At 46.6% G+C, this 16,888-nt stretch carries 10 protein-coding genes; 6 read left to right on the forward strand and 4 right to left on the reverse strand.

Going from position 1 to position 16,888, the window contains the following annotated elements; translation table 11 throughout:
• Nucleotides 1-187: 187 nt before the first annotated feature.
• Together GY843_RS11630 and GY843_RS11635 are read right to left on the reverse strand one after the other, a co-directional pair.
• The gene (locus GY843_RS11630) at nt 188-409 is read right to left on the reverse strand and encodes a DUF2835 domain-containing protein (RefSeq protein WP_297309749.1); all 222 of its coding nucleotides are present in this window, start codon (nt 407-409) and stop codon (nt 188-190) included.
• 43 nt (nt 410-452) lie between these two features.
• The gene (locus tag GY843_RS11635) at nt 453-5,276 is read right to left on the reverse strand and encodes an NAD-glutamate dehydrogenase (RefSeq protein ID WP_297309751.1); all 4,824 of its coding nucleotides are present in this window, start codon (nt 5,274-5,276) and stop codon (nt 453-455) included.
• Nucleotides 5,277-5,510: 234 nt separating this feature from the next.
• Here GY843_RS11635 and GY843_RS11640 point away from each other — a divergent pair, with 234 nt between their 5' ends.
• The 4 genes from GY843_RS11640 (at nt 5,511) to GY843_RS11655 (ending at nt 10,884) form a co-directional block, all read left to right on the forward strand.
• A complete protein-coding gene (locus tag GY843_RS11640; RefSeq protein WP_297309754.1) occupies nt 5,511-7,187 on the forward strand; it encodes a BatD family protein in 1,677 nt (558 codons plus the stop codon).
• A gap of 18 nt (nt 7,188-7,205) precedes the next feature.
• Nucleotides 7,206-8,048: an ion channel gene (locus GY843_RS11645; RefSeq protein ID WP_297309756.1), complete on the forward strand. Its 843-nt coding sequence runs from the start codon at nt 7,206-7,208 to the stop codon at nt 8,046-8,048.
• Nucleotides 8,049-8,398: 350 nt separating this feature from the next.
• Entirely contained in the window at nt 8,399-10,267 is a 1,869-nt protein-coding gene (locus tag GY843_RS11650) for a thiamine pyrophosphate-dependent enzyme (RefSeq protein ID WP_297309758.1), read from the forward strand.
• Entirely contained in the window at nt 10,264-10,884 is a 621-nt protein-coding gene (locus GY843_RS11655; RefSeq protein ID WP_297309760.1) for an indolepyruvate oxidoreductase subunit beta, read from the forward strand. The genes GY843_RS11650 and GY843_RS11655 overlap by 4 nt, the downstream gene beginning before the upstream one ends.
• 23 nt (nt 10,885-10,907) lie before the next feature.
• Here GY843_RS11655 and GY843_RS11660 read toward each other — a convergent pair whose 3' ends face one another.
• On the reverse strand, nt 10,908-11,816 hold the full coding sequence (locus GY843_RS11660; RefSeq protein ID WP_297309763.1) for an MBL fold metallo-hydrolase: 909 nt from the start codon (nt 11,814-11,816) through the stop codon (nt 10,908-10,910).
• 380 nt (nt 11,817-12,196) lie between these two features.
• On the opposite strand from GY843_RS11660, the gene GY843_RS11665 reads away from it, so the two are divergent.
• Nucleotides 12,197-14,386, forward strand: a complete 2,190-nt coding sequence (locus GY843_RS11665; protein ID WP_297309765.1) for a molybdopterin oxidoreductase family protein — start codon at nt 12,197-12,199, stop codon at nt 14,384-14,386.
• A 16-nt stretch (nt 14,387-14,402) separates the two neighbouring features.
• Entirely contained in the window at nt 14,403-16,295 is a 1,893-nt protein-coding gene (locus GY843_RS11670; protein WP_297309767.1) for a DmsC/YnfH family molybdoenzyme membrane anchor subunit, read from the forward strand.
• 82 nt (nt 16,296-16,377) lie between these two features.
• Here the strand turns inward: GY843_RS11670 and GY843_RS11675 are convergent.
• On the reverse strand, nt 16,378-16,888 hold a 511-nt coding region (locus tag GY843_RS11675; protein WP_297309769.1), incomplete at its 5' end, for an RlmF-related methyltransferase.

Consider the following 16,888-nt stretch of genomic DNA (forward strand, 5'->3'; position numbering starts at 1 on the left):
ACGACGCAGCAAGGTTCATAGAGTGCAGCGATACGTTATGAGACAGTTCAGGATCAAGCTGAAACATCAGTGATCGTGTCAGTGAATACAACATAGTGGTTCCCGATGGAGAAAATTTGCACGATTATAGGCGAGGCAAAGAGAGAATAACAGTAAGAGCAGATTAAGACTGCATGATGCACCCAGCTCAGGAAACCTTTTCTATCCCCTGATATTTGCCCTGATCATTAAAAGTGATTCTGAACATTCCTTTTATGCCACTTTTAAGTAGAAAGGGTTGTAGGATTTTGGCAGGAAACTGAACACTCCTGCCATCCACAGAACGGGTGTACACATACTGTGCCACCCCCTGATACATCTTCATGTACTCCTCAGTACTGATGCTCAGGCTTACAACAATGGTTCGCATACGATGTCTTGCTAAAATTTATGGTCTTACTGAAATTAAACGCTTAGGTTGAAAACTGGCTGGTTTTAGCCAGATCAAAAAGCTCTCTTAGAGCAACAGTATACATCGCATACTCATGCTTTTCGGCACTTTTTAACTCACCGAGAACATTTAACCAGCGCTCTACCAACCAGGCATTTTCCTTCATCCACTTATCTACGACATCTTGCACAGAACAGCCTTTGACCCGCCCCTGAATAGCATTAGAAACCAGAGCCCGCTGTTGCCAATCAAGATCATCTCGGAACGCTTCACGGGCCAGGGCCTGCCAATAATTCTCTACACTCAAGCGGTTAAGCTGTTGGGATAACCAATCCAGTTCCAGCTGTTCCCCCAATCCGAAGTAAACCTGGGCAACTTTATCGGTTGGAACATTAGATTCCTGGGCCACCTCAATAATACCCAGGGACGCATAGAGACTCCGAGCTCCAGCTATCAGCTTCGCCAACTTAGCTGGCACACCCGCTTCTTTGTATTGAGCAGAAGCCACATTCCAAAGCTCCTTAGGTTCACCACAAAGTAACGTTTCTTGTTTGCCAGCGATCTTACCCAGTTCCTTAGTAAAGCGCTCTACTTCAAGCGCACAGTCCAGTTCTGAGCGGCGGTTACGCACAAACCAGCGGGTTGTCCTACGCATCAGGTGTTGCAACTCCAACATCATATCAACCTGAATTTCTGAGCTGACTTTATGGTCCTGTTGCTCAATCTGATGCCAAAGGTCCTCAACTCCAAACACATCCCTTGCCAGAATATAGGCCCGGGCAATAGATGCTTCATCAGCCCCAGTTGAGATGCGCAGTCGATCAACAAAATTAATCCCCATCATATTGATCATATTGTTGGCGATCTGAGTACCAATGATCTCTCGGTTTAGTCGATGCTGTTCAAGCTGTTCTGGGAAATCCTGCACAAGGTTTTGTGGAAACGCGGTAAACAGCTCCCGTGACAGATAAGGGTCATCAGGTACTGAAGACAGACTCAAAGCCTCTTTCAGTTCCGCTTTGCTGTATGAGATAAGCACTGACAGCTCTGGACGTGAAAGGCCTTTGTTATTGTTTTTACGTTCATTAAGCACATCGTCTTCGGGTAAAAACTCCAGATGCCGATCAAGCTTCCCTGCATTCTCCATATTGATGATATAACGCTGATACTCCGACATGCTTTCGAGAGATCGAGACTCCGCCAAAGAGATAGATTGCACCTGACGGTAGTTATTTTTCAGGACCAACTCAGATACATCATCAGTCATTTTCTCAAGCAATTGGTTACGTTGCTTGCCCGTCATATCCCCGTTATCAACAATCTGGTTTAGTAGGATTTTTATATTCACCTCATGGTCAGAACAATCAACTCCACCTGCATTATCAATAAAGTCGGTGTTCATTCGGCCGCCATTTAGCGCAAACTCCATACGCGCTTTCTGAGTCATGCCCAGATTGCCGCCTTCACCTACAACTTTACAGTTCAGTTCATCGCCGTTTACACGAAGTCCATCGTTGGCCTTATCGCCTACATCTCCATGAGTTTCATCACTGGCCTTAACATAAGTACCGATCCCGCCATTCCATATCAGATCAATCGGTGCTTTCAACAGGGCGCTGATAAGTTCATTCGGCGGTACTGCATCCTTAGTTAAACCCGTCAGTTTTTTGATTTCTGGCGTTAGGGTTATCGATTTAGCACTACGCTCAAATATCCCACCACCTTTCGAAATTAATTTGGCGCTGTAATCGGTCCAAGAGGATCGGGGCAGTTCGAATAGGCGTTGACGTTCTTTCCAGCTTTTTGCTGGATCAGGCTTAGGATCAATAAAGATGTGGAGGTGATTAAATGCGGCTTGCAGACAGATATGTTTAGACAGCAACATGCCATTGCCAAACACATCGCCAGACATATCGCCGATGCCAACAACGGTAAAATCATCTTTGTCCGTATTTAATCCCATCTCACGGAAATGACGCTCGACAGAAACCCAGGCGCCCCGTGCTGTGATACCCATTTTCTTGTGGTCATAACCCTGGCTACCACCGGAAGCAAAAGCATCTCCGAGCCAGAAACCGTAACTCTCAGCAATTTCGTTGGCGATATCGGAGAAAGTAGCGGTACCTTTATCCGCTGCAACTACCAGATAGGTATCATCCTCATCATGACGGACCACTGACTCCGGAGGAACGACATTCCCTTCAACCAAATTATCAGTCACATCCAGCAAACCACTGATAAAGGTTTTATAGCAGGTAATACCTTCTTCCAACCACTGCTCCCGACCCATTGAATCGTTCAACTGTTTAGCAACAAAACCACCTTTCGCCCCCACCGGAACAATCACCGCATTTTTCACCTGTTGGGCTTTTACTAACCCCAGTACCTCGGTACGGTAATCTTCCATACGGTCTGACCAGCGCAGTCCGCCACGGGCAACTTTACCGCCACGTAGATGCACACCCTCTACTCGAGGTGAGAATACAAAGATCTCAAATTTAGGCTTCGGTAGCGGTATATCCGGGATCTGTTCAGGCGACAGTTTGAAAGAGAAGTAACCTTTGGGGCTGTCATCTAACTTCTGATAGAAGTTAGTTCGCAGAGTTGCGTTAATCAGTGTCAGGTACTGGCGAATGACTCGATCATCATTGAGGCCAGAAACATCATCCAGACCTGTGATGATATCCGCCTCAACAGTAGCCTGATCGTGCTCATTACCCGGCTCGAACCGAGCCTGAAAAAGCTGCACTAACTTAGAAGCAATGCCTACATAAGTGTTCAGTGTTGCACTAATCGCCTCCTGACTGATCGGGAAACGGATCTGCTTCATATAAGCAGCATAAGATCGCAACATCGCGACCTCACGCCAACCTAGCTGCCCTCCCAGAACCAAACGGTTAAATTCATCGCTGGCAGCTCCGCCCTGCCAAATGTTGAGGAATGCATCTTCAAATACCCGCCTCAGCGAAGCCAAAGAAACCTCGCCACAGCCGGTATAATGCAAATTAAAGTCATGAATCCAGATAGTTTGTTTCTTACTTTCGATCCGATAGGGATGTTCATCGATAACCCTCAATCCAAGGTTTTCCAGAACCGGAATGACATCAGACAGAGGGAGTGAATTGCCTAAGCTGAACAGTTTGAAATTAAGATTATCCTGATCTCTCTCCAATGCCTGATAAAAGCTTAGTTGCAGTGGATTTGAGTCTGACAACTTCTCTATATGCTGCAGATCAACAACGGCTGTTCTCGATGTAAAGTCAGAACAATAACTGGCAGGAAAACCATCCCCATACTGATTGTAAACAGTGGTTCCAGCCTCCTCACCCAACGTCTCAACTAATGCATCACGAAGGTCATCACACCAGCTTCGCGCAGCCTCTCGAACCAGTCTCTCCAGTTTTGCCGGATCAAAACTATCGACGATATTTTCACCACGAAGGATAAACTGAGTGCGTGTCAGAATAGATTCAGAGAAGTAGGTGGTGAACTCAGCCTGATCACAACCTAATTGCTCACATAACCGTGCCTGCACTTTATGCCGGAAGTCAGTACTGTATATATCGCGCGGGGAATAAACCAAGCAGGAGTAGAACTGACCAAAATAATCCCGGCGCACAAAGAGCCGAATCTGACGTCGCTCATGGATCTGCAAAATACCGATCACAGTATCGTAAAGCTCATCAGCATTAACCTGGAACAGATCATCGCGCGGATGGATCTCCAGAATCTGCAATAACTCCTTCCAGTCATGACCATAACGATGCAGGCCGGAAAGCTCCATCACCGCATCTACTTTACGCCGCACCACTGGAATCTGGCGGGAACTCTGGATATAAACGCTGGAAGTGTACAAACCCAGAAAACGACACTCCCCGATCAGTTTCCCCTGCTTACTGTACTTCTTGATACTAATGTAGTCGGGATAAGTAGGACGGTGAACCTGAGACTTACGGTTGGATTTGGTAAAGGAGAGAATATCCGGAATTAGCACAAATCCTTCTGCATCACGATCACTCTCGTTAACCAGTGCCGAGCGGCAATGTTCATCACAGAATTTCAACAGACCCAACTGGCTACCGGGCACGGCTTCTAACGTCTGCTTCCCCTTCTTGTTTACCAGTTTAAACTCATCATAACCAAGGAAGGTGAAATGGTTTTTCAACCAGTCGATGAAATCATGCACTTCCGTTACATCACCTTTCGCCAACCCTGTAATGGGCTTTGCGAAGGTTGCTGCAATCTCGTCACAACGCTCAAGCATCGGCTGGAAATCTTCAACAACCATATGCACATCATCAAGGACATTAATCAGACTCTGACGAAGATTGTTGAGGTCATTCTCATCGGTATGGCGATCCACTTCGACAGAAACCAAAGATTCCCTATGGGTGTTCTGAGCTCTGCTGTCTTTGCTGTATACCGCAATCAGGTTACCCTTTTCATCACGCTTCATATTTACAACAGCGTTGTGAATCGCATGGATGGTCAGGTTGCGTTGATTGAGCTCCATGCGGAGTGAATCAACAACAAACGGCATATCTTCCTGTAGCACTTCAATGATGGTGTGAGTAGACTGCCAGCCATGCTGTTCATAATCAGGATTGAAGACTCGCAATTTTGGTTGGTCACGTTTGCGTTGCTGAATAAACTGCCAACAGGCCAACGTTGACCCATACAGATCCTCCAGCTTCCACTCCATGAGATCCGCTACCGATGCTGAAGCGTAGTAAACTGAGGCAAAATTAGTCAGTTCAGCTGCACGCTTTTCGGATAGTTTGGTTGTTATTTCCTGACTTAAGGCCGTCAGAATGTTTTCTTTTTCATCCAGACTGTAGTGAACCATGACCAATCCTTAATAATCCCGTGTAATCAACAGTATAGATAATAAAATCAGGCACACAGGTTATTCTTTTTGACTAAGCCTTTTCCCAGCACAAAGAGGGAAGTAAAAAACTGTTTTTCACCTCTGGGAATGATTGATATGCCTACCCGCTTTACTCATAATGAAAGCGCTCATTCAAAAAGTCGGGTTGAGAGTGTAGCTTTATTTTTCTAGCTATCCGGATAGTAGGTACTTGTGTTGCTGATTCACCCATTCAGACAGTTATACCTTTTGCTGTTGTTCCTTCTATTGCTATTGCCTGCATATACACAGGCAGCTGTCACGGCTCAAGTAGACAAATACACCTTCTATCAAGGCCAAAAAATCACGTTAGTATTAGAAAGTGATCGCAAAGTAGATCGAAGACCTGACCTTAGCCCTCTACATGAAAATTTCCGAGTACTAGGCACAAAAAAGGTAACTATCTCCAAACACAGTACCGGATCAGTGGAGACGCGTACCAGTTGGGAGTTACGCCTGAGAGCATTAAATGAGGGAAATATCCAAATCCCTCCTCTCCAGTTGGGTGAAGAGCTGAGCCAGGAACTCATATTAAACGTACTACCTGCTGCACAAAATCCAACCCCTGAGGAAAGCGGGTTACGCCCAATCTTCCTAGAAGTTGAGTTTGATAAAGACGAACTCTACGTCAATAGTCAGGCGATTCTTAGAGCCAAAATTTTCCACCTGGCCCCTTTGCCTTTGGACTCACAACTTTCAGAAATCACCGCAATAAATGCGCTGGTTAAACCACTGGAACAACGCAAAGAGTACAGAACACAAGTTCAGGGCCAAAACTATTTCACTACTGAATACAGCTACACTATTTTCCCAAGAGCAGAAGGTACGTTGGAAGTTGAACCGGTCTTTTTTACGGCAACGATGCCTGGTGGCGAGATTCTGGAACTTAACAGTTCTTTATTTCTGCTAAACGTATTACCTAAAGCGAAAACCAGTAACCCTGATATCTGGTTGCCCGCGGAATCAATCTATATAGAAGATAACCTCGCCTCCTCCATCACTGCGAGTCAGGATGAAACCATCCGCAGAATTATTACGCTTGAAGCGATGGGCTTTCCTGCTTCAAATTTGCCTCGACTGGCCGATTTGAATAATGCAAAGGCTGATATAAAGCTGATTAATGTTGTTCTCGAAGAGCAGATGACCGAAAAAGGGATTATCAGCCAACGGATGGAAGAGTTACTTATTACACCTCTGGTCAGTGGCGAAATAACCTTACCGGCCATTACCCTACCCTGGTGGAATACCCGCCAAGAAACAACCCAGAACGCAACAATACCAGAGCGCGTGATCAACGCGACATTAAGCAGTCTGGCGACTGTTCCCGAAACGGCTCCAGAAAAGACAACAAACAGTGATGAGCATGGTAATCAGGAGCTCCTTATTTGGCTACTTACGCTGATTGCAGTGGTAGCTACTACAGCCAGTATCTATGCCGTCAACAAACTCCGTCAGCTGCAGCCTTCTGAGCCAGATGAGAATGAAATCTTAGAAAGGGAACAAGAAATTCAACGCCAGGCTTCTGATGTTGCTGAACGCAATACTTTCAAGGCGCTGACCATGGCTTGCAACCAGAATAACCCTGAGATTGCTCAGCTCCGTCTGGTTGAGTGGGCACAAAGCTTTTGGAATGATTACACAATGGGCACACTTGAAGAGGTCTGCGAGTATGCCAACAACCAGACACTAAACTTTCTGGTGCTGGACCTTGAGCAACATCTATACAGTGATAACGCTCACCTATGGCAGGGAGATCTATTGATTGAGGCAATAGAAAAGATCCGCAACAGACGTCAACGCGATAAACTGGATATGCATCCGGGTGATGAACGGTTAAGCTATCAGGTGTGACCTAAGGAAGTAGCTGGAATGGAATACACACGACATACGGCACTTATGCGCATGGTTGGCTTAGGTGGTGTAGATGCCAACGAGAACGAAAAAGCGAAACTTTGGGGCAAGCGACTCGAAGCCCCAATGGTTTTGGCAGCCATTTGGATTCTGATCGATTGGTACCTGGAATCCAAAGGACTCACCACGAGTTATATTACTTTCGCCTCTGACTGGCTGATCTGGCTGGTTTTTCTGACCGAACTGACCATTATGTCTTTTCTGGTGGATGATCGCATCCGCTATCTGCGTCAGAACTGGATGAGCCCTCTGATTGTTCTTGCAGGTCTCCCGGTCCTTTGGGGTGTAGACACCTTCTATGCCGGTATCTTAAGGACCATGCGCCTTGCACTCACTGTAGGTATTTTCTTTCGAGTCTCCAAAGATACCCGTGATCTTCTTTCCAAACACAATTTGGGTATCACCCTCTTCGTCTGCTTTGTCATCCTGATTGTTTCAGGGCTATTGATATCGGGTATTGATCCGGCATTTGAAACCCCTATGGATGGACTATGGTGGGCTTGGGTAACTGTGACCACTGTAGGTTATGGAGATCTGGTACCTCAAACGACAGAGGGTCGCTTATTTGGTTCAGTTTTGATTCTGATGGGTATCGCCATGTTTTCCATGCTGACAGCAAGCTTCTCTGTGTTCTTCATCGAACAGGATGAGCGCGAGCTGACAGAAAAAGAGGAACGTAACCTTCAACGTATAGAAAATCTGGAAATAAAACTGGAACGCATTGAAGAACAGCTGGATAAAACACTGGTTATTCTCAACCAGATACACAATAAATCTTTAAATGAAGATAAAGAAAAATAACCTTTAACAAGCTCTACAAATGACATCCTTCGGAACTACACTCCTCTACAGATAAAGTGATGTAATCGCACGCTTGGATAATGAACTTGTACGAATTCTAGTGCCATCACAGATAATTCATCAGCTAAGCACGAGCACTATTCCCAGTCGAACAAACAAATCTCAGCCCTGAGGTTTAGAATTTATCTTTATATCGCAGATTCTCAACCTCTCAATAACTGTCTAGAAATTGATCTATGTCGGGGTTCTACTGAAAACGCAGCTATAGAATAAAGTGATTCAAAAATAATAATTTTTTCACAATTTATATATCACGTTTTATATATCTAACTGTGAAGTGAGGAATCATTTTGAGCACTGCAGAAGTAAGCGCCCCATATCCACGCCAGTTTATCTCCGGCAATATGGCTGTAGCCCAGGCTGCCAGAGATGCCAATGTTAAAGTTGCTGCCGCCTACCCCGGCACACCCTCCACTGAGATTCTGGAATACATCTCTGAGTTTCCTGAAATTTACTCAGAATGGTCAATCAACGAAAAAGTCTCCATGGAAGTCACCATAGGTGCTTCACTGGCAGGGAGTCGCGCCCTATGCGCTATGAAGCATGTAGGAATGAATGTCGCCTCTGATGCCTTTATGACCCAAACCCTGATCGGAGCCGTCGGTGGGTTGGTTATCGTTGTTGCTGATGATGTAGGCCTATCCTCCTCACAAAATGAACAAGACTCTCGCTACTGGGGCCGCTTTGCGCACCTTCCGGTACTGGAACCTAGTGATGCTCAGGAAGCTTACGACTTCACCAAAGCCGCGTTTTCCATCTCAGAACAGTATGAAGTACCAGTAATTGTTCGCCTCACAACACGTATCTGTCATGTGAAAGGTGTAGTCATCAACAGTGATGCGGAAAAGCATACAGCGACTGGGTTCGTCAAAGATCCTTCTCGTCTGGTTATGGTGCCGGGTAATGCCAAACACCGTATCCCTAAAATGATGGCACGCGATACTGAGTTGAAGAAGTACAGCGAGCAATCAGATCTGAATATTGTAGAAACTGGAACTGATCACAGTGTTGGGTTTGTTACCTCAGGTGCAGCCTATTACCACGTGAAGGAATCCTTTCCTGATGCACCCGTACTAAAACTCGGCTTCAGCCATCCAGCTCCAATTGAAAAGATCCGTGATTTCTCCACAACCGTCGAAAAGCTGGTTGTTATTGAAGAAGTAGAACCACTACTGGAAACAGAGTTAAAAGCAGCGAATGTGGCTGTCTACGGTAAGGATGTCGTACCGAAAATTGGTGAGCTATCTCCTCCGGTAATTAAACCCGCCATTCAGGCTCTAAAAGGGGACGAAAGCACTTACACCAATATTATCCCTGCACAGGAACTATTCCCTCGCCCGCCAACTATGTGCGTTGCCTGCCCTCACCTTGGTATCTATTACTGCTTATCCCATATCAAAAACACGATTATCTCCGGTGACATCGGCTGTTATACATTAGGGGCCGGCCATCCTTGGAATGCATTGGATACCTGCATCAGTATGGGAGCGAGCCTAAGTGTTGCCCAAGGTCTGGATAAGGGACGCGCAGAATCGGATGAGAACAAGAATGTACTCGCCGTAATCGGCGATTCAACCTTCCTGCATATGGGTATGCAAGGGCTGCTGGATATCACCTATAACAAGGGTAATGTCACTATCCTACTGTTAGATAACCGGGCTGTGGGTATGACCGGCGGCCAGAATGCTCCCTCTTCCGGTATCAACTTGCAAGGTGAGCAAACCAGCCAGGTCGACTTCCGCAAACTTTGTGAAGCCTTAGGGGTAAAGCCCGAACGTATCCACGAGGTGAACCCTTACGAGATGCCTGTGCTATTCAAAGCACTGAGGCAGGAAGTAAAGATCAAAGAACCTTCGGTGATTATCACCAACCAGCCATGCGTGCTAACAGAACGTTACAGCAAGCTACCTCCGCTAAAAGTGGATGATGACAAGTGTACTGGCTGTGCAAACTGTCTCGATGTTGGCTGCCCAGCAATTACCGTTTCCCGCCGTGAAACCGTAATAAAACCCAATGGTAAAGAGAAAGAGCTGGCCTTTGTTGATATAGACACAGCAGCTTGCACCGGTTGTACCCTGTGTACTAAACCCTGCGCACCCGATGCGATCATCCCGGCTTTTAACACTAACCAGAATGTTCAAACGGTGGAACTGAAATGAACGCTACTGATGTGAATAACAGTGAGAACAATACAGTAACTAACATTCTGGTCTGCGGTATTGGCGGGCAAGGGGTGATGACAGCCGCTGATATTCTTGCAACTACAGCACTTTCACTGGGCTACGATGTGAAGAAAACTGAAGTTGCCGGGATGGCACAACGTGGTGGGGTTGTAACCTCGCACGTACGCTTTGGCCCTAAGGTGCTATCACCCTCTATCGCACCCGGTGAAGCGGATTTGGTCCTAGCTTTTGAGCCTGCTGAAGCCCTTCGCTGGAGCAGCCACCTTCGTCCAGAAGGATCGATTATGGTTAACAGCTATGCACAGCTACCACCAGTCGTCTCAATTGGCCTGTTCGATTACCCGGATGATCCATTTGCTCAGCTGAGCGAAAAGGTGGAAAACGCACAGCAGTTTGATGCAGGTAATGCAGCAATTGAACTGGGCGACCGCCGTTTAATCAACAGCATTATGTTGGGAGCCATCTCTGATCATTTGCCGTTTCCAGCTGAAACACTGGAGGAGAACTTGCTGCAACGCTTCAGCCGTAAAGGCCCTGAGGTTGTTGAACTTAATCAGAAAGCTTTTGCATTGGGACGTCAGGCTTTCGCCTGACGTCTAGCCCAAGGGGCAGCCATTTACTTATCTGCCTCAAGGCTGCTATTCAAAATACCAATCCAGACCTGTTCGGACAGGAATCCATCGGTCCAATCTATCCAATCTGAAGAGAGCCCTTCAACCTGCATTTGACCAAGATTCATGCCTTTATCACGCATCGCTATCACTTCGGCAGAAGTCCCCCTTAGCATATCCCTGAACTCGCTTAATTCAGCTTTATTTGAAACCGGACCATGCCCTGGGATCACAATGGTTTTCTCATCAATCATTTCTATAACAGCTGAAACATTATCTGCCATCTTCTTCACACTGCCGCCATTCTGAATATCTACAAACGGAAAGAAACCATTGAAATACAGATCTCCCATATGAACCACATTGGCTTTTTTGAAGAAAACCACCGAGTCACCATCAGTATGTCCACCCGGGAAGTGGACCACACCCACCTCTTCACCATTTATATGTAACGTCATTTCCTGCTTATAGGTGATAGACGGAAGGGCATGCTCTGGATAAGGCTCAGTCACCATTTTAAAGAGTTTCACTTCCTGAGAAGTCAGTAGGCGCTCGCGTACATTATCATGAGCGACAATTTGCGCTTTATGACCAAAATGAAGATTGCCCTGACTATGGTCGCCATGCCAATGGGTATTTATCATGTAAGTCAGTCGGTCTTCACCACCAAACTGCTGCAGAGCTTTTTGTAGCGCGGGGCTCATATCCTGATAGTCACTATCTACCATCAGAATCCCCTGTTTTCCGCTAAGGACAGCGATATTACCGCCCTTGCCCCGTAACATAGTTATGTTATCGCTGATATCAGCTGTGCGGAATTTTGGGGATTTAGCATGATGGTTCTCAGCAAAAACAGGAACAACAAATACCGCTGATAGCAGAGCGGCTTTTAATAGATCTGCGAGCTTAAACATTTTCATCTCCGTTGATGTTATCTATTCCTTTTAGACCGGCTGACCCATTAATGCTAGTGGCATTGCAAAAAACAGTTTTTTCTAAAGTACTGGCCCATCATTTGCATTAATAACAGACAGTAATATTTTATGGTGCGTCAGAAAATCTTTTCTGATGATCGCAAAAAATATGACAGAGCATAATAAAATACGCTAACCAATTGATCTTAAAGCCAAGTTTCAGGATTAGCGATACAGCTCATAACTTTTCTGTCATTTGCACAACGGTGTGCTGATTCAGAAGTGAGTGTCTATATCGGGTTTGTAGAGCACCGATATGGAGCACCCAATCTTCTGGCGCACCGCGAGATAGCAAATCTGATTTGTTGTGAGGGTATCAAATGTTATTTGGACGAGCGGATCGTAAGCCGATTCATATTGCAGATAAAGAGGTCAAAGAGTGGAAATATACCACTTGTGGCTACTGCTCCACCGGCTGTTCTATTCAGGTAGGTGTTAACGAAGAAGGCAAAGCTGTTGCATCACGCGGTAACGCTAAGGCTGATGTAAACCGCGGTAAACTCTGTATCAAAGGTATCTTTGAGCACGAGTTATTCGAAGCCAGCGGACGTGGAGATAAACCTCTCCTTCGCGACAAATACTACGAGCCATATCAGGAAACCAGCTGGGATACTGCGCTGGATACCATGGCAGAGAAGATCAAAGAGATCCAGGATAAACACGGCCGGGATTCTTTCGCTATCGTTTCTACAGGTCAGATTCTAACTGAAGAGTTCTACTCACTGGGTAAGCTAGCCCGTGGCTGTATAGGCACCAACAACTACGACGGTAACACTACCCTGTGTATGGCATCTGCTGTATCCGGTTATAAACGTTCTTTCGGTTCCGATGGCCCTCCTGGCTGTTATGAAGATTTTGAGCACACTGACTGCCTGATCGCATGGGGTTCAAACCTGCCTGAGCAGCACCCGGTTATCTACTGGCGCCTTAAAGAGGCAATGGAAAAGCGGAAATTCCCGCTGATTGTGGTTGACCCTCGTGTAACCATGATTGCTCAGTTTGCTGATATCCATCTTCCGATCACCCCAGGTACCGATGTAGTGCTACAGAACGCGCTGATGCACGTAATTCTGAAAGAAGGCCTGGAAGATCGCGACTATATTAATGCCCACACCAACGGCATTGAAGAGCTGGAAGCCTGCGTAAAAGACTATGACCCGGTAACTGCCTCCAAGATCTGTGGTATCGATGAAGATACGATCCGCAACGTTGCCCGTCTTTACGCAAAAGCTGGCGCAGCGATGTCTATCTGGACCATGGGTATCAACCAGAGTACCCACGGCTCCGATGGTGTTGTAGGTATCAATAACCTGGCTTTGATCACCGGTAATATCGGTAAACCAGGTGGTACCAGCCTTTCCATCACCGGTCAGTGTAACGCCATGGGTACACGTGAGTGGTCATCCTGCTCCGGCCTGCCGGGTTACCGTATGCTGGAAAAACCAGAACACCGTAAAGAGATCGCTGATTTCTGGGGTATTGATGAAGAGTTCTTCCCGAAAAAACGTGGACTTGCGCAAACCGATATATTCCCTGCCATCGAAACCGGTCAGATCAAAGGCCTGTGGCTGATCGCGACCAACCCGATGACCTCCATGCCGAATACAGCACGTATCCGTAAAACACTTGAGAAACTGGACTTCCTGGTGGTGCAGGATGCTTATCAAGATGTGGAAACAACTCAGTACGCACACCTTTATCTGCCTGCAGGTGTATGGGCAGAGAAAGAGGGTTGCTTCACCAATACAGAGCGCCGCGTCAATCTGGTACGCCCGGTAGTAAAACCTAAAGGTGAATCAAAACCGGATTTCTGGATCTTCCGTGAACTATCCAAGCGCTTTGAAAACGGTCAGAAGATCAACTTCCCGGAAACACCGGAAGAAGTATTTGAAGAGATGAAAGAGCTCTCTGTAGGTGAAGGCCGTACGTTGGAGATCTCCGGCATGTCCTACGACTTGATTGAAGAGCAGTGTGGTATTCAGTGGCCAATGCGTGAAGGCAAGCACACTGAGAAAGGTGATCCTCGTCTGTATACAGACGGCAAGTTTCAGACTCCAGATGGCACTGCTAACCTGATCCCTCTGCCATTTATCGATAACAATGAACGTCCTTGTGAAGACTACCCGTTCTGGCTGAACAGTGGTCGAGTGGTAGAGCATTTCCACACCCGTACCCGTACCGGCAAGATGGGTAACCTGAACAAGTTCAGCCCTACCGTATACATGGAGATGAACCCTGATGCAGCTCGCGAATTGGGTATCAAGCACCAGAGTTATGTACGCCTGGTATCCCGCCGTGGTGATGCAATCGTAATGGTTCAGACTACACATCGTCTGCCTTACAACATGGTGTTTATCCCGTTCCATTTCCATGACTGTATTAACCGACTGTCACTGGGTCTGCTTGATCCACATTCACGCCAGCCAGCCTTTAAGCAGAGCGCAATCCGGATCGAGCATGTAGATCAGGAAGAAGCTGCTCGCCTTAACGTTGAACGTCGTGAATTTTAATCGGGAGGACTGAATTATGATGGCTTTACTGAAATCGGTTCGTGACCGACTAGATGCGATGGGTGATCAGCCAGCGGCTAAACCTACTCACGAACGTAAAATTTTTGAAGAGCGTAATGACGAACGTTCTTACGCAAAACTGCCGATCTGTGATCCGAAAGAGGAAAACCGCTACGGCCGTAAAATTGACCTGATTGATCTTACAGAGAACAAGTTACCTAAAAACCGTTCCATGTATATCAATGAGAACCCTGCTGTGGGTTGCAACCCAAACCGTAACAAGCAGCATGGTTTCCACTTTACAGCTGATAACTGTATCGGTTGTCACGCCTGTGAAGCGGCATGTAGTGAAAAGAACGACAATCCGGCACATATCAGTTTCCGCTCAGTAGGTTATGTTGAAGGTGGTAGCTATCCTGCATACCAGCGTATGAACATCTCCATGGCGTGTAACCACTGTGATGATCCGGTATGTCTGAAAGGCTGCCCTACCCGCGCTTATACTAAGCACGTGGAATATGGCGCCGTTCTACAAGATCCGGAAACCTGCTTCGGTTGTGGTTACTGCACATGGGTTTGCCCATATAACGCACCACAGCTGGACCCGATCCAGGGCCGCGTATCCAAATGTAATATGTGTGTTGACCGTCTTGAAGAAGGCCTGAAACCAGCCTGTGTTTCTGCATGCCTGGGTAACGCACTGAACTTCGGCGTAATCGAAGAGATGCCGGAAAACCGCGATCAGATCGAAGCTCAGATCCCAGGTTTCCCTGATCCAAGCATCACGAACCCGAACATCCGTTTCCAGCAAACTCGTTCTATGCCGAACGAGATGACACGTACGGATTCCATGCCGATCAAATATCACAAAGAAGATGACGGTAATTTCGTTTCTGTTGTGGATGAAAAAGAGGGTAAAGAGCAGTTCTTTAACCTTAAGCGTCTAAGCTCACGTGAGAATCCACTGGTGATCTTTACGCTAGCAACTCAGGCAGTGATCGGCGCATTTATGACTATGTTCCTGAGCAGCCTGTTTGGTATTGAAGTTCTGGCACCACTGAGTGAAGGCCTGACACCTATCTTTGCACTAATTGTAATGATCGCTATTCAGGCGGGTGTACTGGTTCTGTCCACTCTGCACTTAGGTAAACCTCTGCGTTTCTACCGCGGTTTCAACAACCTGAAACACTCCCCACTTTCCCGTGAAGCGCTGGGTATTGCAATGTTCTTTGCTGGACTGTGTGGTTACACTTTCCTGACAGCAGTGAACATGATGTTGGAGAGTGGTTTTGTATCACTGCTGGCAACGCTAAGCGGCCTGTTCGCATGTGTATCCGGCATCGTAGGCTTGTACTTTATGCACTGCATCTACCGCGTAAAAGCGCGCCCATTCTGGAACCACTGGCAGGTACTGACCTCCTTCTACGGAACCATGTTCTCTCTGGGTAGCGTATTCCTGGGTGTGTTCTTCCTGGCAGGTAGCGACAGCACTCTACTGTCAATTCTGGCAATCATGACAGCGATCGGCCTGACTGCAGAAGGTCTGGGATTGGTTGCTCACGCACGCTACCTGAACACAGAGTCTGGCGAAGGTGCTGCTGCTCACTACATTCAGAGCACTACGTTTGGTAAAACTTACCTGGCACGTAATGCAATGATGATTACAGCCGTTGTTCTGTCTATTGCCGCGCTGGCAACAGGTGGCCTGACTGCTACACTGTTCTGGTCTCTGGCTGCAGTGCTGACTACAGCAGCTCTGCTGATTGGTCGTGCACTGTTCTATGTTCTGGTAATTCCAACTACGATGCCTGGTGCATTCTTCTGGAAGAACAAAGGTTTTGAACAGCATGCTAAAGATATCGGTCTGGCAGCTAAAGTTGAAGCGGGCGTAGTGGCAGATGCTCACTAATTACCACCCTAGTGAATAAAAAATGGCGCTCAGATGAGCGCCTTTTTTATCAAAATAGAAAAGCTATCCATAGCCCTACATCTTACTTCCAGAACTCATCAGCCCACTGCTGACGTTGTTCAGCATTATAAAAGCTCCAGGCGACAAAACGGCTTATTTTCTGCCCCTGAGCCATATCGATGGTTTTTACCGTTTTAGCTTTAACACCTTTCAACGCTTGATAAACAGCTGGCAGATTATCTTTTTTGGAAATCAGGCAAGTAAACCACAAACAGTTTTCCGCAAATTCAGCACTTTCTTTAATCATCTTTCTGACAAAAGCGATCTCGCCACCCTTGCACCAAAGTTCAGCGCCCTGCCCTGCGAAATTAAGCTCTAGCTTTTCCGGCGCTTCCTTGCCTGAAGCTTTGCTAAGATTACGTACTTTGCGTTTTGAACCTGCTGTCGCCTCTGATAATGAGGCATGAAATGGAGGATTACAAAGCGTGAAATCAAAGCGTTCATCCTGCTGGATAACTCCTTTAAATATATTCTCTTGTGACTTCTGTAATCGACAACAGATCTTCTTTTTCAAAACCGGATTGAACTTAGAA

This window comes from Neptuniibacter sp. (assembly GCF_024231755.1).
In the GTDB taxonomy this organism is placed as follows: domain Bacteria; phylum Pseudomonadota; class Gammaproteobacteria; order Pseudomonadales; family Balneatricaceae; genus Neptuniibacter.

What these genes read in the sequence shown, in the direction of transcription:
- GY843_RS11660 (WP_297309763.1), bottom strand. Translation starts at nt 11,816, where the DNA reads ATGTTTAAGCTCGCAGATCTATTAAAAGCCGCTCTGCTATCAGCGGTA.
- GY843_RS11645 (WP_297309756.1), top strand. Translation starts at nt 7,206, where the DNA reads ATGGAATACACACGACATACGGCACTTATGCGCATGGTTGGCTTAGGT.
- GY843_RS11635 (WP_297309751.1), bottom strand. Translation starts at nt 5,276, where the DNA reads ATGGTTCACTACAGTCTGGATGAAAAAGAAAACATTCTGACGGCCTTA.
- GY843_RS11630 (WP_297309749.1), bottom strand. Translation starts at nt 409, where the DNA reads ATGCGAACCATTGTTGTAAGCCTGAGCATCAGTACTGAGGAGTACATG.
- GY843_RS11670 (WP_297309767.1), top strand. Translation starts at nt 14,403, where the DNA reads ATGATGGCTTTACTGAAATCGGTTCGTGACCGACTAGATGCGATGGGT.
- GY843_RS11655 (WP_297309760.1), top strand. Translation starts at nt 10,264, where the DNA reads ATGAACGCTACTGATGTGAATAACAGTGAGAACAATACAGTAACTAAC.
- GY843_RS11665 (WP_297309765.1), top strand. Translation starts at nt 12,197, where the DNA reads ATGTTATTTGGACGAGCGGATCGTAAGCCGATTCATATTGCAGATAAA.